This is a genomic window from Terrimonas ferruginea DSM 30193 (assembly GCF_000425585.1).
In the GTDB taxonomy this organism is placed as follows: domain Bacteria; phylum Bacteroidota; class Bacteroidia; order Chitinophagales; family Chitinophagaceae; genus Terrimonas; species Terrimonas ferruginea.
Genome location: NZ_AUDS01000023.1, coordinates 1 through 23,570, shown reverse-complemented (window position 1 = coordinate 23,570; position 23,570 = coordinate 1). Strand labels below are relative to the sequence as shown.

General features: G+C 49.6%; 24 protein-coding genes. 6 read left to right on the top strand and 18 right to left on the bottom strand.

Annotation, left to right across the window (positions count from 1 at the left end; translation table 11 throughout):
- Positions 1-58 precede the first annotated feature (58 nt).
- A complete protein-coding gene (locus H608_RS0109680; protein WP_028787513.1) occupies positions 59-1,732 on the bottom strand; it encodes a L,D-transpeptidase family protein in 1,674 nt (557 codons plus the stop codon).
- 67 nt (positions 1,733-1,799) lie between these two features.
- Between H608_RS0109680 and H608_RS0109675 the strand changes: the two genes are divergently transcribed.
- Entirely contained in the window at positions 1,800-2,546 is a 747-nt protein-coding gene (locus tag H608_RS0109675) for a M15 family metallopeptidase (RefSeq protein ID WP_051268180.1), read from the top strand.
- A 20-nt stretch (positions 2,547-2,566) separates the two neighbouring features.
- On the opposite strand, the gene H608_RS0109670 is transcribed toward H608_RS0109675, so the two are convergent.
- From H608_RS0109670 to H608_RS0109615, 12 genes are all read right to left on the bottom strand, one after another.
- Entirely contained in the window at positions 2,567-2,866 is a 300-nt protein-coding gene (locus H608_RS0109670) for a thiamine-binding protein (protein ID WP_028787511.1), read from the bottom strand.
- Between the two features lie 9 nt (positions 2,867-2,875).
- The gene (locus tag H608_RS0109665) at positions 2,876-3,181 is read right to left on the bottom strand and encodes a DUF952 domain-containing protein (RefSeq protein ID WP_028787510.1); all 306 of its coding nucleotides are present in this window, start codon (positions 3,179-3,181) and stop codon (positions 2,876-2,878) included.
- Between the two features lie 24 nt (positions 3,182-3,205).
- A complete protein-coding gene (locus H608_RS0109660; RefSeq protein ID WP_028787509.1) occupies positions 3,206-4,219 on the bottom strand; it encodes a chorismate synthase in 1,014 nt (337 codons plus the stop codon).
- Between the two features lie 199 nt (positions 4,220-4,418).
- The gene (aroA, locus tag H608_RS0109655) at positions 4,419-5,708 is read right to left on the bottom strand and encodes a 3-phosphoshikimate 1-carboxyvinyltransferase (RefSeq protein ID WP_028787508.1); all 1,290 of its coding nucleotides are present in this window, start codon (positions 5,706-5,708) and stop codon (positions 4,419-4,421) included.
- Positions 5,709-5,723: 15 nt separating this feature from the next.
- The gene (aroB, locus tag H608_RS0109650; RefSeq protein ID WP_028787507.1) at positions 5,724-6,752 is read right to left on the bottom strand and encodes a 3-dehydroquinate synthase; all 1,029 of its coding nucleotides are present in this window, start codon (positions 6,750-6,752) and stop codon (positions 5,724-5,726) included.
- A 20-nt stretch (positions 6,753-6,772) separates the two neighbouring features.
- Positions 6,773-7,861 (bottom strand): chorismate mutase, encoded by a 1,089-nt coding sequence (locus H608_RS0109645; RefSeq protein WP_038008040.1) that lies wholly within the window; start codon positions 7,859-7,861, stop codon positions 6,773-6,775.
- Between the two features lie 54 nt (positions 7,862-7,915).
- Positions 7,916-8,422: a hypothetical protein gene (locus tag H608_RS0109640; protein WP_028787505.1), complete on the bottom strand. Its 507-nt coding sequence runs from the start codon at positions 8,420-8,422 to the stop codon at positions 7,916-7,918.
- On the bottom strand, positions 8,419-9,288 hold the full coding sequence (locus H608_RS0109635; RefSeq protein ID WP_051268179.1) for a prephenate dehydrogenase: 870 nt from the start codon (positions 9,286-9,288) through the stop codon (positions 8,419-8,421). The genes H608_RS0109640 and H608_RS0109635 overlap by 4 nt, the downstream gene beginning before the upstream one ends.
- The gene (locus H608_RS0109630; protein WP_038008064.1) at positions 9,278-10,432 is read right to left on the bottom strand and encodes a pyridoxal phosphate-dependent aminotransferase; all 1,155 of its coding nucleotides are present in this window, start codon (positions 10,430-10,432) and stop codon (positions 9,278-9,280) included. Before H608_RS0109630 ends, H608_RS0109635 begins: the two co-directional genes overlap by 11 nt.
- A gap of 8 nt (positions 10,433-10,440) precedes the next feature.
- On the bottom strand, positions 10,441-11,271 hold the full coding sequence (locus H608_RS0109625) for a prephenate dehydratase (protein ID WP_038008035.1): 831 nt from the start codon (positions 11,269-11,271) through the stop codon (positions 10,441-10,443).
- A gap of 188 nt (positions 11,272-11,459) precedes the next feature.
- Positions 11,460-13,133 (bottom strand): DEAD/DEAH box helicase, encoded by a 1,674-nt coding sequence (locus H608_RS21845; protein WP_038008033.1) that lies wholly within the window; start codon positions 13,131-13,133, stop codon positions 11,460-11,462.
- Between the two features lie 132 nt (positions 13,134-13,265).
- On the bottom strand, positions 13,266-13,487 hold the full coding sequence (locus H608_RS0109615; protein ID WP_028787501.1) for a hypothetical protein: 222 nt from the start codon (positions 13,485-13,487) through the stop codon (positions 13,266-13,268).
- 153 nt (positions 13,488-13,640) lie between these two features.
- Here H608_RS0109615 and H608_RS0109610 point away from each other — a divergent pair, with 153 nt between their 5' ends.
- Together H608_RS0109610 and H608_RS0109605 are read left to right on the top strand one after the other, a co-directional pair.
- Positions 13,641-14,201, top strand: coding sequence for an RNA polymerase sigma factor (locus tag H608_RS0109610; RefSeq protein ID WP_028787500.1), 561 nt, complete (start codon positions 13,641-13,643; stop codon positions 14,199-14,201).
- 8 nt (positions 14,202-14,209) lie between these two features.
- A complete protein-coding gene (locus H608_RS0109605) occupies positions 14,210-15,331 on the top strand; it encodes a S1 family peptidase (RefSeq protein ID WP_028787499.1) in 1,122 nt (373 codons plus the stop codon).
- 284 nt (positions 15,332-15,615) lie between these two features.
- Here the strand turns inward: H608_RS0109605 and H608_RS0109595 are convergent, their stop codons facing one another.
- Complete coding sequence (locus H608_RS0109595; protein WP_028787497.1) at positions 15,616-16,524, bottom strand: nucleotidyltransferase family protein; 909 nt, start codon at positions 16,522-16,524, stop codon at positions 15,616-15,618.
- Positions 16,525-16,575: 51 nt separating this feature from the next.
- On the opposite strand from H608_RS0109595, the gene H608_RS21840 reads away from it, so the two are divergent.
- Together H608_RS21840 and H608_RS0109585 are read left to right on the top strand one after the other, a co-directional pair.
- The gene (locus H608_RS21840; protein WP_051268177.1) at positions 16,576-17,460 is read left to right on the top strand and encodes a 1-aminocyclopropane-1-carboxylate deaminase/D-cysteine desulfhydrase; all 885 of its coding nucleotides are present in this window, start codon (positions 16,576-16,578) and stop codon (positions 17,458-17,460) included.
- A 55-nt stretch (positions 17,461-17,515) separates the two neighbouring features.
- A complete protein-coding gene (locus tag H608_RS0109585) occupies positions 17,516-18,238 on the top strand; it encodes a hypothetical protein (protein WP_028787496.1) in 723 nt (240 codons plus the stop codon).
- 106 nt (positions 18,239-18,344) lie between these two features.
- On the opposite strand, the gene lipB is transcribed toward H608_RS0109585, so the two are convergent.
- A complete protein-coding gene (gene lipB, locus H608_RS0109580; RefSeq protein ID WP_028787495.1) occupies positions 18,345-19,073 on the bottom strand; it encodes a lipoyl(octanoyl) transferase LipB in 729 nt (242 codons plus the stop codon).
- A gap of 77 nt (positions 19,074-19,150) precedes the next feature.
- Between lipB and H608_RS0109575 the strand changes: the two genes are divergently transcribed.
- A complete protein-coding gene (locus tag H608_RS0109575) occupies positions 19,151-20,221 on the top strand; it encodes an RluA family pseudouridine synthase (RefSeq protein ID WP_028787494.1) in 1,071 nt (356 codons plus the stop codon).
- Here the strand turns inward: H608_RS0109575 and H608_RS0109570 are convergent.
- The 3 genes from H608_RS0109570 to H608_RS24500 all read right to left on the bottom strand — a co-directional run.
- Complete coding sequence (locus H608_RS0109570; RefSeq protein WP_038008032.1) at positions 20,190-21,137, bottom strand: hypothetical protein; 948 nt, start codon at positions 21,135-21,137, stop codon at positions 20,190-20,192. The two genes, H608_RS0109575 and H608_RS0109570, sit on opposite strands and share 32 nt — an antisense overlap.
- 73 nt (positions 21,138-21,210) lie before the next feature.
- Positions 21,211-21,567, bottom strand: coding sequence for a hypothetical protein (locus H608_RS0109565; RefSeq protein ID WP_155990108.1), 357 nt, complete (start codon positions 21,565-21,567; stop codon positions 21,211-21,213).
- A gap of 29 nt (positions 21,568-21,596) precedes the next feature.
- Positions 21,597-23,570, bottom strand: a 1,974-nt coding sequence (locus H608_RS24500; protein ID WP_051268176.1) for a beta strand repeat-containing protein, incomplete at its 5' end; no start/stop codon positions are given.

Here is a 23,570-nt window from a genome sequence, read left to right as displayed (position 1 = left end):
ATAATTTTAATTATTTATGAACTGATTTTTAATGTGCCGTTATCCGCCCTCCCGAATCTCATTTTCTGGCGTACAAAGGCCGTATCCGCGCGTCTTCGCCGTAGATATCATCATAAAACATCAGTTTTCCGTCTTTGGCCTCGCAGGTAAAGTAGCGGATATACAGCGGCAGCCGGTTGCGGACCGTGATTACTTTCTTCTCCTTGCGGCCAAGCCAGCTGCGGACACTGTCTGCCGGCACGTAGCGCCCCGAACTCGCCTGCATGCTGTCGTGCTTCAGGATATCCCACATCAGCCCTTCCCAGCTTTGCACCCGTACACAGCCGTGGCTCAGCGATCTTGAAGTGAGCCCGAACAACGAGCGCTGGTTGGTGTCGTGCAGGTAAACCGCATATTTATTCCCAAAATTGAATTTCATAATTCCCAGCGCATTGGCATCGCCACTCCCCTGCACCACGCGATAAGGAATGCCTTTGCTGTATTTCGACCATTCCACCGAATACGGATCCACCTCGTTGCCCTCGCCGTCGAGCAGGCTGAAACCCTTCTTGGCGAAATATCCGGGGTCCTTCTTGGCGGCGGGCAGCATTTCTTTCACAATAATGCTGGTGGGTACGGTCCATTGCGGATAAGTGATCATTTCGGAGATGGCACTGTTGAGCAAAGGCGTCCGCGTTTTCTGGCGGCCACAGATGATCTTCGACACCAGCTTCACGCTGTCGTTTTCGATCAGCCGCATATAATAAGAAGGCAGGTTCACCCAGAGATAACGCTCCGGCATTTTGGACGGTAATAATTTATAACGGTCCGCTGCCATGGCGGCACGGATGAATTTCTCGCCGTCTGTCAGGTTGAGCATGCGAATTGTGCCACTGCCCGCCACACCATCGGCTGTCAACCCTTTACTTTCTTGGAAGCGTTTAACTGCTGCGGCCAGCGTTGCCGAATCAGGATCAGGATTTTCACCGGCCAGCCAGTCTTCTTCCTGCAGGCGCAACACCAATTGCCGCCTCAACGTGGCCGAGTCCGTGTTTTTTCCCGGAAGCGGCACTTCCGTGAATACCCGCTGGTCCGATTCGTCGAGGAAACGTTGCAAGGCTTTTTTAAATGCATGGTAAACGGTATCGGCCGGTTCGAGTTCCGTGGCCAGGCGCGACAGGCTGCCTTCGCGCTGAAACTTTTGCCATTGTTCCGCATAAAAGGCTGCAGTGGGTGCCGCCGCCCGCTGCGAAACACTGTCGTCCGGCAATCGACCCCAACGCAGGTGATTGACCATCCGTACAAAGGCGTCACTCAATAATATATCCGCGCGTCCGAGCAAGGCGGCGTCTCTGCGCGCCCCTTTGCCCAGCGAATCGGCACGGTATAAGCTGTCGATCAACTGTAATTCATTCAAATGATAATCTTCCGGTAATAAAGCGTGATATTTTGCATGGCGTATAAACTGCAACATGGAATCCGCAATCGGCTTGCGTTTTTCAGGATCAGACCACAACATCCCATAACCCGATGTTTCATACAAAGCCGGCAGCATCGCCGACTGCCATAAACGGAAACTATCATTCAATACACCATCGTGGTTACCGGCATAATCGAGCGACTCACGGATATAGGCCGTGGTCTTCTCCTTCATTTCTTCGGGCGAACTCGTGATTTCGGTAGACGGAGGCGGTGTGTCGCTGCCACAGGAGGCCAGCAACAAAAGCGAAGCAATAATCAGGATACGTGTCATAATTCAGGACAGGTTATATGATGGCACAAAACGGTAAGCCTGGCAGGGATTTGGTAACTTACAGTCTATGTATATCAAACTACCAAATAGAATTGTTGGTTGCGGTTTTATCGCGATTGTTTTATCAACATTTTTTACCCTTTCGCTGGCTGCGCAGGACAGCATCCCGCCACCGGATGTTACGCGAAAGTTAAGCGCCTACCGTCAGCAGATACAGGACGATCCGGAAAAAGAAATGGTTGAGCTTAAAAGTATTATTCCTTCCATTCTCTATGATCTGCGGTATGCAACGCATAACAATTTCGTAAAACGTCCGCTTTATCCCGTTGGTACGCGACAGGCTTTTCTACGTAAAAAAGCGGCGCTTGCCTTACAAAACGTGCAAAAAGAACTGGCAGAAAAAGGTTACGGGCTGAAAATATGGGACGCTTATCGTCCTTATGCGGTGACGGTGAAATTCTGGGAACTCATTAAAGACGATCGGTATGTTGCCAATCCGGCCCGCGGAAGCGGACATAACCGTGGCACGGCTGTCGATCTCACACTTATTTACCTGAAAAATAAAAAAGAAGCAGACATGGGTACCGGCTTCGATCATTTCAGCGACACGGCCCACCATGCATTCCAGGGACTGCCGGAAGAAATTTTGCAGGACCGCCTGTTACTGCGCACTACGATGGAGAAATATGGATTTAAAGCCTTGGAGACGGAATGGTGGCATTATTCATTGCCGGATGCCACGCGCTATGAATTACTCGACATCCCTTTTACACAATTGGCACCAGTTAAAGTCAAAAGTAAAAAAGGGAAATAAGCGAATAAGTGGATGATTACTTATTGTTTGAATTTGGCCGTTTTGGATTCGCCGGTGATATCGCCGCCGCTCCGGATCTGCAATTGAATGCTGCTGATCCATTCAGCACATCCGCGCTCGTAAAGAAACTCATTCACCTTGCCGATCACCGCTGTCACTTCTTCGTACGTTCCTTCCAGTACTGTAGCGAATGGGCCCACTTCATACCGCACACCTGAGCCGCGGATCACGTCAATGGCCTCGTCCACCCACTCGTAAGCATGTTTGTCCTGCACGATAGGCAATATCTGGATTGAGGCATTGACGATATACTGATGCATGAAAAAGTATTAAGGAGTAATGGTTTCCGTACCGATCACCGCATCGAGGTTGATGGGACCGTAAATATGAGGAAAGGTATCCTGCACAGAGGGCGACCACTCCTGCACATAACGGCTGGTGAGTTTGTCGGTATCGATGATCAGTTTCACCAGGTCTGTTTTACCGATGAAATACCGGTCGAGCACACCGGCAAGCTGCCGTTCTTCGCTGCAATGAATAAATCCTTCTTCTTTGAGCGAAGTAGCTTCGTATTGTCCTTGTTGCTGTGCTTCCTGCCATATGGCGGCACTGGTGATATGATAAATAACAGGCATAGTAGATCGTTAGTAGTTTAATGTTTAGCGCACCACGCGATGAATATGTTGTTCGAGCAGCAAAAGGTCTGCCAGTACAATGGCCGTAGCTGCCTCCACAATTACCGGCGCGCGCAATGCAACACAAAGATCGTGTCGTCCTTTAACAGAAAAATGTTCAATTTGTTGGGTATCCCAATTAAGACTTTCCTGTTGTTTGGGTGTGGAGGCCGTTGGTTTGATCGCCAGCCGGCACACCAGTTCGTTGCCGTTGGTAATACCGCCCACGATACCGCCGGCATGATTTGTTGTTGTTTTGCCCGACATATCCTCAATGGCATCATTGTGCTGCGAGCCGAACATTTTTGCCGCCGCAAATCCGCTCCCGAACTCAACGCCTTTTACGGCAGGAATAGCAAACAGGATATGCGACCACAGGGATTCAACCGAATCGAAAAAAGGTTCTCCCAATCCGGCAGGCAAACCGGTCACGCGGCATTCGACGATACCACCGATCGAATCTTTTGCATCGATGGCTTTTTGCAAACCTTTTTCCTGGTCTGCCTCACCGCCGATTTCGGCAATAGTAGCGGTGATAGAAATATTTTCACCACCGGTAATGGTGCTTATTAGTTTTTTGGCGATAGCGCCCGCAGCTACCAATCCGGTTGTGAGCCGTGCGCTGAAATGTCCGCCGCCACGGTAATCTTCAAATCCGCCGAACTTTTGCCGCGCCACCATATCGGCATGGCCCGGCCGGGGAAAGCTTCTTTGCTTTTCGTAGTCCGCACTGCGGGTGTTGTTGTTTTCAAAAAAAATACTGATAGGTGCGCCGGTAGTATGGCCGTTGAATAAACCGCTTTTGAAAAAAGGAAAATCGGCTTCCTGTCTTGGCGTAGTGCCTTTCTGCTGACCGCCTTTGCGGCGCTCAAGATCAGCGAGCAGATCTTCTGCAGTCAATGGCAGGCCGGCAGGACACCCGTCGACAACAATGCCTACCGATTCGCCGTGCGATTCGCCAAATATTTGTACCCGCAATAAACGACCGAAAGAATTCATAGTGAATAGTCAATTGTGAATGGTGAATCGTCAATGGTGAATGGTGAATCGTCAATGGTGAATCGTCTATGGTGAATCGTGAATCGTCAATCGTCAATGGTGAATAGGTGTTTACTTATCACTTACTACTTACTACTTACTACTTACTACTTACTACTTACTACTTACTACTTACGACCTATTACCTATTACCTAATCTTCAAATTATCAAATTAATCCCTTCCAGCCTGGCTCCCATCCGCTCCAGATCGCGGTAAAAATCGGGATAAGATTTATTAACGGCCTGGGCTTCTTCAACTGAAACGGGTGCTTCAGCGCGCAGGGCCGCAACGGCACAAGCCATGGCAATACGATGATCGTGACGCGAATGAACCTTCGCTCCTTTCACGCCATTGCCGCCTTCAATAAACATCAAATCTCCTTCGAGGCGGATCGTAACTCCCATTTTGGCAAACTCTTCCTGCAAGGTAAGACCTCTGTTACTCTCCTTGTGTGCCAACCGCGATACACCACTGATCTCCGTGGTGCCTTCGCAATAAGCTGCTAATGCTACCAATGGCGGAAACAAATCGGGACAATCCGTGGCATCAAAGGTAAATGCTTTCAGCGAAGCAGGCACCAGGCGAATGCCTTTGGCTTCCACCGCCATTCCCGCACCACAGGCTTCGAGCGCTTCCATGATCTTTCTGTCGGCCTGTGTCGATTGCAGGTCGAGACCACGCACAAGCAAAGGTCCGGCAATGGCACCGGCTACCAATAAAAAGGAAGCACCGCTCCAGTCGCCTTCTACGGTATACTGTATATCACGATCTTCGGTACTGTGTTTTTTTTCGGGGAAATGGAATACCGCGTATCCGTTATTCTCGGGCACGGCCATGCCAAATTGCTTCATCACATCCAGCGTAAGATCGATATAAGGCTTGCTCTTCAGATCGCGGACACGTATTTCCACACCCGATGCGCCCGCCGCCGAATAAGCCATCAGCAAACCGGTAAGAAATTGTGAACTCAATGAACCATCCACCTCAATATCCACCGGCTTCAACGGACCTTTTACCTTAAGTGGCAGATAGCCACCTTCACTGGATACTTCCACGCTGAGTGCCGGTAATATTTCATCAAAGAAATGCATGGGGCGCGTAACCAGGCTGCCACTGCCACTAATAGTAACAATTTCTTTACTCAACGCTGCCAGCGGCGTGAACATACGAATGCTCAATCCGCTTTCACCACAATCAATAGCACCACTCACAGGCTCAACACCTTTGCTGGTTACGCGTAATGTATCCTCATCGATCTTTTCAATGATAGCACCCAGACGGCCGATAATATCCAGTGCCGCTTTATCATCGTTGCTATGTCCGGGATTATGGATAAAGGAAATGCCTTTATGCAATAAAGCCGCCGCGCATGCACGCTGCATCGAACTCTTTGAGGCCGGCGATTGAATAACACCTTTCAGTTGTGAAGGATGAATCGTTTTCTTCATGTCTTTATCACAGGATCAGAGTTCCTGCAAACTTCTTATCATTTTACCGAGCCGCGTAACAGGTATGGGTTCAATCACACCGCGGCCGATCTTTTCCAATAAAATATAATTCATCTGTTTCCGTTCGCGCTTTTTATCCATCGTCAGTACCTCCAGGGCTTTGTCTGCATCGAAAGCAGCGTAGGTTGGAAGACCATACTGTTCAAGCAGGCGCACTACCTTTTCCGTGTCTTTAAACCCCTTGAGTTTTGCAGACAAATGACACGCATAGGTCATACCAATGGACACAGCCTGACCATGCGACAGTTCATATTGATTTTCGAGTGCGTGCCCGAGTGTATGTCCGAAGTTGAGCAGCTTGCGTTCGCCCTGTTCCGTTTCATCGCGGCGTACCACCTCCGATTTGATGCGCACATTTCTTTCAATCAGCGCTGCCGCTTTTTTCGGATTGGCGACCAGTTCTTCGAGTGAACCGGCCTGCAACTGACGGAACAGTCCGGCATCTTTGATACAGGCGTGTTTGATGATTTCTGCAAAACCGTTCTGCCACTCGGCAAGCGGTAGTGTACGCAGCAATTGCAGATCGTGCAGCAGGAACGATGGCTGGCGGATAATGCCGACCATATTTTTGTACACGCCTACGTCGATGCCGTTCTTACCGCCGATCGATGCATCTACGAGTGCGAGCACTGAGGTGGGCACAAACCCAAAACGGATACCGCGCATATATACCGAAGCGATATAACCGGTAAGATCCGTTACCACACCGCCGCCGATACCCACCAATGTGGTCTTGCGATCGGCGCCCATGGCAATGAGTTGTTCCACTACCTCATCAACGGTGGCCTGTACTTTATAAGCTTCGCCGGCGCGCAGCACGATGGTGTTCCATCCTTTGAAGATCGCGGGATGTGCGTCATAGATATGCTGATCGGTGATGAGGACGGAATGTTTGCTATCCGTGATCTTTTTCAGCGCCGATACTTTGTGGTCGAGATAATAATCGACCGGCACGCCGGAAAAACGGTAAGTAAGTTTTTTCATTATACGTCGGCACGAACGGATCAGGCGTCCATGATCTTTTTCTGGTGATTGATACTTTCCATGTGTACGGCGTCGAAGTAGCGGGTAAGGAACTCATGGCTCAATCCGTTCTTCTCGCCTTTCTGGAAAGCTTTCTCCAATATCTCATTCCAGCGGTTGGTTTGCAGGATGGTGATATTGTTATCTTTTTTGTATTCACCGATCTGTTCGGCGATTTTCATGCGTTGGGCAAGGATCTGCAGCAGTTCATCATCGAGGTGATTGATCTTCTGGCGCAGTTTTTCCAATGCCGCGTGCAATGCTTCGGATTCGATGTCTTCTTTTCTCCAGATAATGGTGTCGAGCATTTCAGCCAGCACTTCCGGTGTTACCTGTTGTTTGGCATCGCTCCATGCGTTATCGGGATCGATATGGCTTTCGATCATCAGACCATCGTAGTCGAGATCCACAGCTTTCTGCATAACCTCGAGCAGGATATCGCGGCGGCCGCAGATATGCGAAGGATCGTTGATCACCGGCATATCGGGGTGACGCAGTTTCATTTCAATGGCCAGGTGCCACATCGGCGCATTGCGGTATTCGGTATTACCATAGGAAGAAAATCCGCGGTGGATGAGTCCAATGTTTTTGATACCTGCACGGGCAACGCGTTCAACAGCACCGGCCCACAGTTCCAGATCGGGGTTGATCGGGTTTTTGATCAATACAGGCACATCTACACCACGCAGCGCGTCGGCTACTTCCTGTACGCTGAATGGGTTGACGGTGGTGCGGGCGCCGATCCAGAGCACGTCCACGTCAAATGTGAGCGCGTCCTGTACCTGTTTGGCGGTCGCCACTTCTACTGCTACCGGCAGGCCGGTCAGTTTTTTTGCTTGTTGCAGCCAGGGAAGACCTTTGGCGCCGATACCTTCAAAGAGGCCGGGTTTGGTACGGGGTTTCCAGATGCCGGCGCGCAGCATGTTTACCTTGCCGGTAGCGGCGAGGCGTTGCGCGGTGGCGAGCACCTGTTCTTCGGTTTCTGCACTGCAGGGGCCGCTGATGATGAGCGGTCTTTTATTCCATGCTTCCTGCACGGGAGAGGTTGTTGCTTGTTGCACTGTGTCCATATACTTGTTGTTTGTAAAGTTATTGATTATACCGCTCGTCTCCGGCGGATTGTTTTATCGTTGTTGTTTTCGTTGAATCAAGTTGGAGATGGATTTATTTTTTACCACATCAAAATAGATCAGCCAGAGCAGCAGCGCCAGTATGGCGGATACCATCATAAACGCCCGGCCACTTCCCCTCCACTCACTGAGATTATTATAAATCATCTCTCCCTCTTTTTCTACATAAAAAATATTGCTTCGCCAGTTATAGTTATAGAGCCATTGATACCAGCTCTTTACATACAAGCTCAACCTGTCTCCTTTTACTGCCGGAATATATCCTCCCACATCTACCCTATCGCTTAACCAGTATTTATCGTTGCTGCCCTCAAAAACAATCGTTGTTTTTGTATAGGTACTGCGCCCCTGACGAAAAGCTTCATTGATTACCTGCTCCACTACACCGTCTACTCTACGCAAACTTTCTTTCGAAGCGAAAAAGTATTCCAGCATATTGGCCATCGCAACCAGGGTAGCAAGGATGGCAACAACCAGTAAAGCAATTCCCCTGTTTTTCATTTAATGATCCGTTTGATTTTATTCGCTTCACCGATCAGGTCTTCCAACGCTTTGCCATCACCGTTTTCAATACTTTGCTTGAACCGTGTCAGTTGCGCGATATGTTCGGTCAATACATCAAGCACGTTCTCTTTGTTTTGCAGGAAAATGGGCACCCACATGGCCGGGCTGCTCTTCGCCAGTCGCACGGTGCTTTCAAAACCGGCACTCGCCATTTCGAAGATGGCGTTTTGTTCTTTTTCTTTTTGCAAAACGGTATTGGCCAGCGCGAAGGAAGTGATATGCGAAATATGGCTCACGTAGGCGGCATGCAGATCATGCGCACGCGCTTCCATTTCCAGCAAATGCATGCCGATCTTTTTATACATACTCCTCACCCATTCCAATGCATCGCCATCGCTTTCCCAGGCATTGCAGATAATAACGGCCTTGTCTTCATAGGCACCACGCACCGCTGCACGTGGACCGCTGTACTCGGTTCCCCACATAGGATGCGTGGCTACGTATCTCCCCCTTTTGGGATGGTCTTTAATGATATCGGTCAATTGTGATTTGGTGGAACCCAGGTCCAATACAATTTGCTGGTCTACCTGGTCGAGTATGGAGGGCAGCAACCCAACCAGGCGATCCACCGGGATGGCGAGTACGATCACTTCTGCTGCAGCAATGGCATCCGTCAGCGGCATCACTTCGTCTACCAGTTCCATTTCCAATGCCTGACGCAAATGTTCTTCGCTTGCATCCACACCTATCAGCCGCGACGAGATTTTCCGTTCATGCAGCCGCAAGGCGAGCGAACCACCGATCAGGCCGGTGCCCACGATCGCCACTTTTTTTCTTTCTATGTTTATACGCTCATTGAGCATGGCTTATTCTGTTTAAGGCTTCTTCAAATCGTTGTACCGGCGCGCACAGGCTAACCCTGATATACGCATCTCCGGCCGAACCAAATATTCCCCCGGGCGTAATGAACACTGCAGCGCGTTGCAGTATTTCATCGCTCAGCTGAAAGCCGGTCTGGTATTGCGGCGGAATGGACGCCCACACAAACATGCCTGTCTGGCTTTGCGAAAAGGTGCAATCCAGTTGCCTTAACAGATCAAATACTTTTTCGCGGCGTTCACGATAAACAGCATTCAGTTCCTGTTGCCATTCATCACCCAACTCCAATGCGCGGGCAGCGGCGAGTTGCAGCGGCAGAAACATACCGCTGTCCATGTTGCTTTTGAACCGCAGCACTTCGTTGATGCGGTCGGCGCCGCCGCAAAGCATACCGATGCGCCAGCCCGCCATATTGTGCGACTTGCTCAGGGAGTTCAGCTCGATCACCTGTTCTTTGGCGCCGGGTAAACCCAACAGGCTTTGCGGCTCGTCATTCAGTATAAAACTGTAAGGGTTGTCATGCACGATCAGTATATCATGTGCTGCCGCAAAAGCGATGAGTTGTTCAAATGATGCGCGACTGGCGGGTTGCCCGGTCGGCATATGCGGATAATTCACAAATAGCAGCTTCACTTTGCTCAGATCACGTGAAGCGAGTTCATGGAGATCGGGATAATAATCATTCTCCTCCAGCAACAGGTAATCAACACAACGTCCTCCCGCGAGTTGCACGGCACTGCGGTAAGTAGGGTATCCCGGATTGGGCACCAACACTTCGTCACCGGGTTCGAGGTAGGTCATGCAAATATGCATGATACCTTCTTTGCTGCCGATCAGTGGTAAAATTTCGGTATCGGGATTCAGTTCTACATTGTAATGGCGGCGATACCAATCGCTCATGGCCTTGCGCAAAACAGGCGAACCTTTGTAGGATTGATACGCGTGTGTATCCGGGCGCGCACTCGCTTCCTGCAATACTTTTATCACTTCAGGATGTGGCGGAAGATCGGGGCTGCCGATACCGAGGTTGATCACATTGCGGCCCTGTGCGTTGAGCGCTTCTATCTCCCTCAGCTTTTGGGAGAAATAATATTCGCCGATGCCTTCCAGTCTCTTGCTTGTTTTCATATACTTATTTATTTCCACACTCCTCTTTTGTATACACCGTATATACGGAGATGATCGGTTAGTGGTGTAATGGATTTTATCACTTTGTCCAGTTCTTTGCGGTTGTCGAACTCCATGTCTGCATGAAAGCTGTAACGGAATTCTGATCCGGGTATCGGAAAGCTTTGCAGCTTGCTGAGGTTAATGCCACCGTCTGCTATTTTCCCTAATACTTTTGCCAGGCTTCCGCGCGAATGATCCGTATGGAAATTGATTGATGCTTTGTTGGCTTCCTCCTCTGCCTGCACATCTTCTTCACATTGCAATACCAGGAAGCGTGTATAGTTATTTTTCAATGTATGAATGTTCGGCGCAATCATCTCCAGGTCATACAACTCAGCGGCCAGCTTGCTGGCAATAGCGGCAATGTATTTGCTTTTGTGCTGGTGAATATGCCGTGCGCTCAGTGCGGTATCTTCCGTTTCCACCAGTTTCCATTTATGCTTGTCGAGAAAGTCATAACATTGTTGCAGGGCCATGGTGTGGGAATGCACTTCGCGGATGTCTTCGAGTTTTACTCCGGGATTGACGAGCAGGTTTTGGCGGATCTGCAAATAGATTTCTCCTGTAATGCGCAACTGTGATTTCTGCAGGAGGTTGTAATTGGGAAGAATGCTGCCGGCAATAGAATTCTCAATAGCCATGATGCCGCCTTCGCTTTCTTTTTTACTCTCTGCAATGCGTACTGCTTCGCGGAATGTATCGCAGGGAATCACTTCCACTTCTTTGCCGAAGTAAAGACGGGCAGCTACCTGGTGAAAACTGCCTTCGTATCCTTGTATCGAGATCCTTTTTTGCATACGTATAAAAACAAGAATCCCGGCTTCGAGCCGGGATTCTTTATGTTGATTTTAGTTATCCTATTTATTTCAACAAAGCATTCCCGGCTCTCTTTCTAAAGTAAAAAAAGCTAAAATAAAAACCGAAGAATGTGTTTGTCTTGATCATTGCTGAACAAATATAACGTAGCGTTGGTGAAACAAAAAAATTATTCGCGGTTTTTTCCTCTTGTACCACCGCTTTCGGCATCGTTCATTCTGATCTTGCGCCCGCGGAAGTTCTTTCCATCGAGTGCGCGGATCATTTTATTCGCCACGCCTGATTCAATTTCCACCCAGCTATTCATCTCTTTCATATCGATACGGCCGAGTACATCTTTACGCAGATCACTCATATCCAGTATGAACTGAAGGAAACTTGCTTTATAGAAACCATCACGTGTACCGAGGTTTACAAACAAGCGTTGGTAATTGCCATCACCTGCAGCACGTGGCCGTTCGCGACCGGCTGAACGTTCGTTGCGATCGGTGCCTTTGCGGTCTTTGCGGCTGTCTTCACGCATATTGAGATCGGCTGCATTCTCATAATACTTGAGGAAGCGGTCGAACTCGAGTGCAGCCACACGTTGCAGGATTTCTTCTTTGTCCACTTCTGCAAACTTCTCGCGCAGTACAGGCAGGTAAGCTTCATACTCACCGTTGCTGATGTCGGTCTGTAATAATTTATCGATGAAATGGAAGAACTGTTTGCGGCAAACATCTTTACCACTCGGGATATCCATTTTATGGAAACGGGAGTTGATCAGTTTTTCGATCTGGCGGAGACGATAGGTTTCGCGGGGTGTAACGATGGATACGGATACACCACTCTTTCCTGCGCGGCCTGTTCTTCCGCTACGGTGTGTGTATACTTCCGTATCGTCGGGCAGTTCGTAGTTGATGACGTGTGTGATCCCTTGTACGTCGATACCTCTTGCTGCTACGTCGGTAGCGATCAGCAATTGAATGGATTTCTCACGGAAGCGGCTCATTACTTTATCGCGTTGCGCCTGTGTGAGGTCACCGTGCAGCGCTTCGATATCGTACCCTTCGCGGATCAGCGATTCGGTTACGGTCTGTGCATCGGCTTTTGTACGGGTAAAGATGATACCGTAGATGCCCGGATTGAAATCCACGATACGCTTGAGTGTTTCGTAGCGGTTGACGTGTTGGGTCTGGTAATATTGGTGATCGATGTTGGCATTGCCGGCATTGACCTTACCAATGGTAATCTCGAAAGGCTTGTCCATGTACTTCTTGCTCACATGACGGATTTCCGGCGGCATGGTAGCGCTGAACAGCCAGGTACTTTGACGGTTGGGGGTGTTTTGAAGAATGAACTCGATATCATCCTTAAAGCCCATGTTGAGCATTTCGTCGGCCTCGTCGAGGATAACGTAATGGATTTTTTCCAGGTTGATTGCTTTGCGTTCGATGAGGTCGATCAGGCGGCCGGGGGTTGCCACTACGATATGCGTGCCTTTTTTCAGGTCGCGGATCTGGTCGCCGATAGAGGTACCACCATAAACGGCCGTAACATGTATGGCGCTTTTCTTACCGCGGAAGGTGCCCAGGTCTTTGGTGATCTGGAGGCAGAGTTCGCGGGTGGGGCAGACAATAAGCGCCTGCGGGAAGCGGTCGTCTTTGTTAATGAGCTGAAGAACAGGGAGTCCGAAAGCCGCGGTCTTACCGGTTCCGGTCTGGGCCAGGCCGATAAAATCCTTGGTTCCCTGGAGGAGCACCGGGATAGCTTTTTCCTGGATGGGCGTTGGCTCGGTAAAGCCGAGCGCGCTGATGGCAGCCAGGAGCCCTTCCTCGATGCCTAATGATTCAAAATTGGTCACTTTGTGTTTTTTTCTTAATAATCGGCCGCAAAGTTAACCTTATTCGGGCAGGACGGCCGAAAAAGATAGTTTTGGGCAAAAAAAAGCCACCTGCCTGAGGGCGGATGGCCTATAACGATTGCTTGCTGAGAATTATTTCTTCAGAGAATCTTTAGTTGCTTTAGCAGCAGAGTCAACAACATTCTTCAGAGAGTCGTTGGCCTGGTTAACAGCATTCAGAGAATCTTTAGTTGCGTCAGCAGCTGAGTCTACTTTGTTAGTCAGAGAATCAGTTGCGGGTTTGTTTTCAGCTTCGTTGTTACAAGCTACAAATCCAAGGCTAGCTACTGCCAGAACGATGAAAAGCTTTTTCATTTGTGCGATTTTTGAGTTTGTTTGTGAAATATTTCTAAAGATTAATACCGGGAGGAGAAAAAGGTAACCCCGGTTTTTTCTTTTTTTTTGATATTTTTTTTTCTGCCCCCCGGCGGGTTACTATTTTTAGAAAAACGTATTAATATAGGAAGCGTGAAAGAAGCGATCAACGAAAAGGAATTATTGAAAGGGCTGGCCCGAAATGATAAGAACGCTGTTGAGACTATCTACCGCGAGCATTATAAGATCATTCAGACGCTGATAATCAATAACAACGGGCTGGCCGACGACGCCCGGGATATTTTTCAGGAAGCGATGATCGTCTTATATGAAAAAGCCCGCTCCGGTGATTTCGAACTCAACTGCCAGATCAGAACTTATTTATACTCCGTATCCAGAAGACTGTGGCTCAAGCGTTTGCAGCAATTGAACCGGTATTCGTCCGATCTCGTATCTACAGATAATGTAGTAGCGGTGGAAGACGATCTCGAAGAACACAACCGCCGCGACGCCGAATTTGACATGATGAATAAGGCAATGGGAAACCTCGGAGAACCTTGCAAAAGCCTGCTGGAAGCATTTTATCTGAAAAAGAAAAACATGCAGGAAATAGCAACCGACTTCGGTTACACCAATTCCGAAAACGCCAAGACACAGAAATACAAGTGCCTGGTACGACTGAAGAAACTATTCTTTTCGCATTATAAAAAATGACCACCGTGATGAATGAGCAAAATGACCTGATGATCCTTGACGCCGTGGAGCGCTACATCAGGGGCGAAATGCTGCCTGACGAACGACTTCACTTCGAAAACCTTCGCAAGTCCAACAGCGAAGTGGATCAGCTTGTTGTGGAACACACCCTTTTTCTCCAGCAAATGAACCGCTACGCCGAGCGGCAGGATTTCCGTCATACCTTGCAAGACGTACACAATGGCCTGTCCGAACAAGGCACCATCGATATCGAGCCTGCGCAGCGCGGCCGCGTAGTACAACTGTGGCAGAAATACAAGAAAGTGATAGCCATCGCCGCTACCATCGCAGGTGTTACTGCTATCGGACTTTCCATGCTGGTAAATACAGTGGCACCCGCAACCAAAGACCCGAAAGTGATCGAGCTGGCGAATAAAGTAAACGAGATTGAGATCAAAACCGATAACCTCGACAAGAAGATCCAGCACGTAGATAATAAAACGAACACCACGCATAACACCGATATCAATATGGCGGTGAATGTGTATGGCACCGGCTTCCTGATCGACCCCAAGGGCATGATGATCACCAACGCCCACGTGGTGAAGAACTCGCGTAATATTTATGTGGAAAATAACCGCGGCGAACGTTTCCGTGCCATCGTACTGAAACTCGACGTGTCCCGCGATATGGCCATCATCAAGATCGATGATGACCGTTTCAAGCCATTCAGCGCTTTGCCCTATGGCATCCGCAAAACAACTTCTGAGCTGGCCGAGCCGATCTTCACATTGGGCTTCCCCCGCGAAGAGATTGTATATGGAGAAGGTTACCTGAGTGCGAAGACCGGTTTCAACGGCGATACACTCAGTTGCCAGATATCTGTTGCGGCTAACCCCGGCAACAGCGGTGGCCCGATCTTCAACCGCAACGGTGAAGTAATCGGTATCCTCAGCACAAAAGAAACAAAAACAGAAGGAGCAGTATTTGCCGTACAATCGAAATACATTTTCCAGGCATTGGAAGAGCTCAAAGGCAACCCGCTTTACAAACACGTACAACTGTCAACCCGTTCTTCCATCAGTGGCATGGACAAAGTGCAGCAGGTGAAGAAAGTACAGGATTATGTGTTTATGGTGAAAGGCGACTAACCACGGCGTTTTAAGTTTAGTTACATATAGAAAATCCCCGCAGTCTTGCGGGGATTTCGTTTTTCGCCAAAGGCGAAAACGAAAAGGTAGAAGGTGTAAGGCATAGGGCGAAGGGTAATCAGGCTTCTCCTTTTATGGTTCGTGCCTTCCCGAAACCTGCCCGGCCCTTCGGGAGGCCGAAGCATCGCCCTCAGGGACATGGCTTCCATAAACAGCCATGGTTCGTGTATACACGAACCATGGCAAACCTTATACATTATACCTTAAGCCTTACACCTTAAACCTTACGCCTCCCTTTTCCACAAATCAGCCGGATACACTTCCCCTTCAATCAACTCATTCAGGCTTTTTGCCACAAACGGTGCATCCTCTTTATAAGTAACGCCGAACCAGGAAGAACTGGTCGGGATAATTTCCACTTTGCCGCCTTCACGGATAAAATGATCCGCAACAATCGGAATGAAAAATTCTGATTTTGCTTCCTGCCCGAATTGCGTCAGGAACTCGCGGAACAAACGTTGCGTATAATTAAAAAAAGACGGATCGAAACACCAGAAGTTCATCGACACACGTGTGTCCATGGATAATTCTGCCGGTTCGGCGCCATCATCAACAACGATCTTACCGTCTTTCTTCGCAATATTGATGCGTTCGGTGATCGAGGCAAGATTACCCAATTCGTCGAGTTTGCATACGCCACGGTTCACCGTTCCGTAATCGGAAAGTGTTTTCAGCAGGTCGTAGCCAACGAGTCCGTATGTTTTTTCGTTGCAATCGTTCAGCAGAAAATCCGCCGCCTGTTTGAAGGCATCATCGCCATAAAAATCGTCGGCATTGATCACCGCAAATGGCTCTTTCACCACATCCATGGCGCAGAGTACGGCATGCGCGGTACCCCAGGGTTTGGTGCGGCTTTCAGGAAATGCATAACCTTCGGTGAAGGCGTCCATGTCCTGGAACACATAGGCTGTTTCTACACGTCCGTTGAGCTTGGGTTCGAAGATCGCTTTGAAATCTTCCGCAAATTCGCGGCGGATGATGAACACTATTTTGCCAAATCCGGAACGGATTGCATCGAAAATGGAATAGTCCATGATCGTTTCGCCCGCAGGGCCAAAGCCCTGGATCTGTTTCATACTGCCATATCGGGAAGCCATACCGGCTGCAAGGATCACTAAAGTAGGTTGTGTCATACGTTGTTAAACTGAACAGCGAATTTAAAGTAAATTTGCCACTCTGTCCTTATGCTTCCTTTCATTCCTGAACCTTTACGCATTGATAATGTGCGAACGAAAGACGGCGCCGGCCTCGATGTGCTGCGTGCCGACCTTGTGCATCCGGTAATCTCGGGCAACAAATGGTTCAAATTGCGTTATTACCTGGAAGAGCTGCAAGAGCAGCGGCGGCGTCACATCATTACTTTCGGTGGCGCTTATTCCAATCACATCATTGCAACGGCCGCTGCGGCCCATGCACTCGGCCTGCGATGTACCGGCCTTATCCGGGGTGAACGCCCGCCCGTCCTCTCTCCTACGCTCATTCATGCGCAGCAATTGGGGATGCAACTGCATTTTCTTTCGCGCGAAGTGTACAAAGAAAAAGAAGTGCCTGCCGCATTGCGCAGCGAGGATATGTACGTGATCCCTGAAGGCGGATACGGAGCCAAAGGTGCGGCCGGTGCCGGCACTATGCTCTCCGGCAACACGCGTATTTATTCACATATCTGCTGCGCCACCGGAACCGGCACGATGATGGCGGGACTGCAGAACGCGGCGGCACCCGGTCAGGAAATCATTGGCATCAGCGTGCTGAAAAATAACCACGACCTGGAAAATGAAGTGCGGCAGTTGCTGCATCGCCCCCATCAGCCGGTAACGCTGTTACATCAATACGCAGGGAAAGGATATGGACGGCATACGCCGGAACTGCTGGCCTTTATGAACGAATGGTATGAACAAACCGGTATTCCCGGCGACTTCGTGTATACCGGCAAATTGTTTTTTGCGGTGAATGAACTGTTGCGGCAGGGATTTTTTCCGACCGGCAGCAAAATACTGCTGATCCACAGCGGTGGCCTGCAGGGCAATGCATCGCTGACAAAAGGAACGTTAATCTTCGGGGACTATTGACCCGGCAACCCTATCTTTGTTAACCTTGTATAATCCAAATCTGTCTGACCGTAAGATGAAAATAAAAGCGCTCTATTCCCTGGTCCTTCTGTTTGTAACCACCAGCCTGTACGCCCAGGACACCCTGCCCAATTTTTCGGTAAAAAATGCCGGCAACAACCGCATCGTTATCGGGTGGAACAATCAGTTTGAAAACATCCGCCAGATCAGCATTCAACGTTCCTTCGACAGCCTGAAAAATTACAAGACCATTCTCACTGTTGCCGATCCCACCACTCCGCAAAACGGTTTCGTGGATACCAAGGCCACCAACGATCACATGTTTTACAGACTGTACATTCTTTTGGATAAAGGCGTATACCTTTTCAGTGATGCTAAAAAACCTGTTCTGGATACGGCAAAAGTGGAAGAAGGGGAGCCGTTCAAACCCGCGGTGGATACGCCCGTTGTGCTGGTAGATAGTTTGGGACGCGTAATCGACACGATTTCGAAAGTGACTAAAAAACCGGTAGTGCCCTCATTTGTGCCTTCGAAATATATCTACACGTATAAAGACGGCTATGTGCGCATCTCACTGCCCGATGATCCGGCAAAAAAATACCTCATCAAATTCTTCGACGCCGACAATAACCTGCTGTTTGAATTAAAAGACTTCACCGACCGCAGCTTCAAGCTGGAAAAATCCAACTTCTACAAAGCGGGATGGTATTTCTTTGAATTGTATGAAAACGGAGAGCTGCTGGAGAAACACAAATTCCTGCTCACCAAAGATTTTTAAAGAATACTTCCCCCGAGTCCGTTTTTTTCACGCAAAGCTGCATAAGGAGCAAAAGGCGCGGAGGAAACCTCTATACGATCACTTACTACTTATTACTTACTACTTATTACTTAAAACTGTCTTCCCGCAGTTCGATGTTGAATACCCGCTCGAAATGTTTGCGCACCGAAGCTTTTGCTTCTTCAAAGTCGATATTCCTTCCCAATTCTTTTTCCAATGAAGTCACCTGTTTGTTCTGTATACCACAGGGAATGATAAAATTGAAATAATTGAGGTCGGTATTGACGTTGAGTGCAAAACCATGCATGGTGATCCAGCGGCTGCTGCGTACACCAATGGCACAAATCTTCCGCTCGCGGCCGGGCACATCGGGATCCAGCCATACGCCGGTTTCACCTTTCGAACGTTTTCCTTCCAGTCCGTAATCTGCCAGTGTGCCGATGATCACCTCTTCGATGTTGCGCAGGTAAAGACCGATATCGCGGTAAAATTTTTCCAGGTCAAAAATGGGATATCCCACAATTTGCTGGGGTCCGTGAAAGGTAATATCGCCCCCTCTGTTGGAACGGAAAAAGTCGATGCCGCGGGCAGCGAGGTTCTCTTCACTCAGGAGCACATTTTCCATGTGCCCGCTTTTGCCCAGCGTATAAACCGGGGGATGCTCTACAAACAGCAAATGATGCTCCGTGTCGGGTTCGCCGGCATCCTCACCCTCTGCCTGCCACACCGCCGCTTTTTTGGCAACATTGGCCTGCAAAAGGCTTTCCTGGTAATCCCAGGCCTCCTTATAACGCATTTGTCCCAGATCACGGAACCACACTATTTGTTTTTCCATAGCATACAAAGTTACCAACAAATCTGCATCCATTACCTTTGCAGCCGGGCCAGCCGCCCGTTAACCCTTTTTCGACCATGGAACCCACACAATACCCGCAAGGACCCGAGACCCAGGAAACAAGCGATGAACTCTATGAACGGTTTACTTTCAAAACCGACAAGGGACAGGAACCCCTGCGCATCGATAAATTCCTGATGAACCGTATTGAAGGCGCCACCCGCAATAAATTGCAGAAAGGCATCAATAACGGCATGGTCCTGGTCAACGGTAAACCCGTACGTCCTAACTACAAAGTGAAAGCCCTCGAAGAAATCGTGGTCTACTCAGACATGAGCCCCGAGGAAACCGATGTAGTGCCGGAGAAGATGGACCTCAACATCCTGTACGAAGACGATCACCTGATGATCATTAACAAACCCGCGGGTATGGTTGTTCACCCGGGCAGCGGTAACTACACCGGCACCTTGCTGAATGGTGTTTCATATTACCTGCAACAGATCAATCCCAACGTTACGGAAGATACCCTTCCGCGTTTCGGCCTGGTACACCGGATCGATAAAAACACCAGCGGACTGCTGGTGCTGGCCAAGACCGATACGGCCATGCGCCACCTGGCCAAACAATTCTTCGACCATACCGTCAAACGCCAATACATCGCGCTGATATGGGGCGATCCGGAGAACGACGAAGGCACCATCATTGCGCATGTGGGCAGACATCAACGCTTCCGCAAACTCTTTGAAGCCTATCCCGAAGGCGATCACGGCAAGGAAGCCATTACACATTACAAAGTATTGGAGCGGTTTGGTTACGTAACAACAGTACAATGCGTACTCGAAACCGGCCGCACACACCAGATACGTGTGCACATGAAATACCTCGGCCATCCGTTGTTCAACGATGATTTCTACGGAGGCGACAGAATTGTGAAAGGCACCGTGTATGCGCGCTACAAACAATTCGTCGACAACTGTTTTGCACTTTGTCCGCGTCAGGCATTGCATGCGCGCACACTTGGATTTGTGCATCCTGCTACCGGCGAAGAAATGTTTTTCGAAGCGCCGATACCGGAGGACATCACTTCGGTGATTGATAAATGGAGGAAATACGTTTCTACCAGGGGCGTCGAAAATCAAACAACGTAGCCGTAAACACGCCACGTTCGCGTTTCTTGAAAATTACATCCCAATCTCCTTTATAGCGCAATACAGAAGGCACCTGCAGGCTGCCGAAGCGGGTCAGTTGCACCTCCATGCTTACATCAAATTTATAAGCCCCGGCATTATAACTGAGATCGTAGTTGCGCGCGAGTATCTCGAGTGATTTGGCATCGAACCAGGTGGTCATGTTATCGTACACAATCTTGTCACGTTCGTTGCTGTTCAGGTTCTCACGGGCCTTGACGGAAAAAATAAAACAATCTCTTCCCTGGTAAGTACCGGCATCTACCTGCATATCGTAGTACTTCGCAATATCCGGATCGAAAATATTGCTCTTACCGCCCATGAACGGAATACCGGGAATGCGTTTGCCCGGATTGAAGAACAACATTTTCAATTGTTCCTTGCGTTTATCTATGCCCGTTTTGCCTCTGGGGTCGATGCTGGAATCGTGAACGATGTTGTTTTCTCCACAGATCTGTCCCTGCGTAAAAAAAAGACTGGCGTAGAGTTCTGCCGTATAATAGTTGAAATCGCCGCGGCGGTCTTTCATATCGCCGGTGAGGGTTTCCGATTCGGTAACCATGGTGCGGCAGCCATTCGCCACTTCCTGCCGGGTGCGGCTGGTGAGGCTTGCTTTTTGTTTGCCGCGTTTATCGTTCATGCGGATATCATTGAGCGAAGTAAAACCGAGTATACGCAGGTTCTTGAACGCCTTGTAGAAGGTCGTATCATTTTTTACCAAGGTAATGAAACGCGCGACGTTAAAATCTTTTCCGATCACCACATCGGTGAGGGTGATCATGCTTGCGAGCCGCTTATTGTCCAGCGAATCTTCCTGGCACAAAGCCGTGCATGGGAGCATTATCAGGTAAAAAACAAAAGGTACGAGGAGTCGCATGTCACAAAAGTAAAGACATGCCCGTGAATGAGGAGATAAAAAAAGCGGCCGGGGTATCCGGCCGCTTGTATGCTCATTTTTTTGCTTTTGTTTTCTCTGCCGGTTCCGTTGCAGGTTTTTCTTCCTGTGTTGGAGCAGGCTTTACCTCGATCTTTTTGGCTGCGGGTGCTGCAGGCTCTTTCGCCCCTTCCTGGAAAGTTTGTTTCGCGGGCTGGGCTGCGGGAGCAGGCGCTTTCTTCTCGGTTGCGGTCCCGGCCGGTTGGGAAGAAGCCGTTTCAGCGGCTGGCGCTTCGATGCCGGTGGAAGTCTTGCGCAGCTCGGCTACCTGTGCCGGTGTGGGTGTGGGACGGTCACTGGCAAGCTGGGCTGTCGCGGGCAAGGTAAATCCCAGGCAAACCAGCATGGCTGTATTTCTGATAATATTTCTCATATCTGTTTTCATTTAATTAAAATAAAAAATTATTTAACACTCACGAGTACATTGATCTTACCAACTTCATTGGCATTATAATCCTGCAGGGCTTTACCCATTACCTGGCCGATCTTCACTTTTTCGGGATCACCTTTCATGGCCACACCCGGAATGGAAGAAGTAACAATCAGGTCGCCTCGGCGGATAGCACCACCTTCGAGACAAACTTTCGTGGGAATGACACCGATCACACCCATAGGCACCATGTGGCTGAGATCATCATCCACCGCATTTTTTTCGGTAAGGAGCATACCGGGTTTCGTTGCGTAAACGCCGGAAACCAGTGACGAATAAGCGCCTGATGATTTTTCAACTGTTCTGTCTGCCGATTGAGAGATCACCAATACATCGCCGGGTTCGTAGGCATTGCGGTCGCCGGTGATATCGAAATATTCAGCTACGTCGGCACCACCTGTAGTGAAACCGCCATTGGCGAATACCTGTCCGGTGTTGTCAATTCTTACACGGTTGCCATTGTTCACCTGGAATACGGCAATGTTTGCGGCAGAATTACCGGCGCTGGCGCGAAGAGCAAGGCCACCGCCATTTGTAATCGCCTCAAGAGCGTTAGACGTGTTAGCAGCATTGACGTTTTCAAAACGTCCGCCAACACCTGTACCGCCGCTGATACCTGCCTGGCCGAGTACCCCGATACCAGAACTAGTATTGAAACCACGTACACCGTAACCGGCGTTGTCGTTACGACCCACTACGGCACCAACGCCGTTACCTCCCTGGCTACGACCCACTACGGCTTCACCGGTAGCGTTGTCGCCGATTACACCGGCAGAGCTGATGCTGGTGGTTACCCCCCAGATAGCGTTGCCTGCACCGCTCGCAAAAACACCCGGACCAACACCACTATTGCTAACTTCAATGCCCCTGGCTCCGCTACCGGAGTTCGTGAGCTGCACGGAGATGCCTGTGCCAATACCTGAATGGGCTACTTCTACGGCTGCGCTGTTATTGGACGCGTTAAGGCTTTCAAAGCGTGCCGCGCGTCCGGTAGATGTATTGGACGCCTGCCCCATTACGCCAATACCTGTTTGTGTATTGAAACCGCGTACGCCATAACCGGCGCCATCGTTCCTGCCTACCACAGCCCCTACGCCATTGCCACCCTGGTTGCGGCCTACAACGGCTTCGCCGGTAGTGTTATCGCCTATTACACCGGCCGAGCTGATGTTTGTAGTTACGCCCCACACAGCATTGCCTGTAGCCACAGAGAATACACCCGGGCCTGCCCCACCCTGTACATTTACACCTCTGGCACTGCTGCCGGCAGGAAGTGCAACATCGATGCCATTACCATTACCGGACGTATTTGCAAGTAATACAGTGTTGTTATTGGAACTATTAGAAATCGAAACCTGCGCAGCAACACCGGCCGTGGACGTTGCATTCAAGCCCGTTCCGGTGTTACTATTCGCATATACACCTGTACCGCTACCACTTGAATTACCATAGACGCCGAGACCATTCGGCGTAACACCATACACACCCCAGCCGCTGCCGTTCTGACTGCCCCATACACCGATACCTAAACCACCGGTGCCGTTGTTAATACCACGTACGGCTGATGAAAAGCCACCGGGTGCCGTATTGTTTACAGTACCACGTATTACCGCAATGCTGGAAGTACCGGAAGAACTTTCTGCATCTACGCCCACGCCGTCGCTGAGTGTGGAAACATGTAATGCAGCACTATTATTCGTATTGTTGTTGATCGTAAATTCACCGGCAATACCGTTGTTACTGGTACCAGCAACGCCGATACCCGTATTGCTGTTGCCATATACGCCATATCCACTGGCCGAGGAGTTACCATACACGCCCAGGCCATTTGGTGTTACGCCGTATACACCCCAGCCACTGCCGGCCTGACTGCCATATACACCGATACCCAGACCACCGGTACCGTTGTTGATACCACGCACCGCTGAAGAAAATCCGCCGGGTGC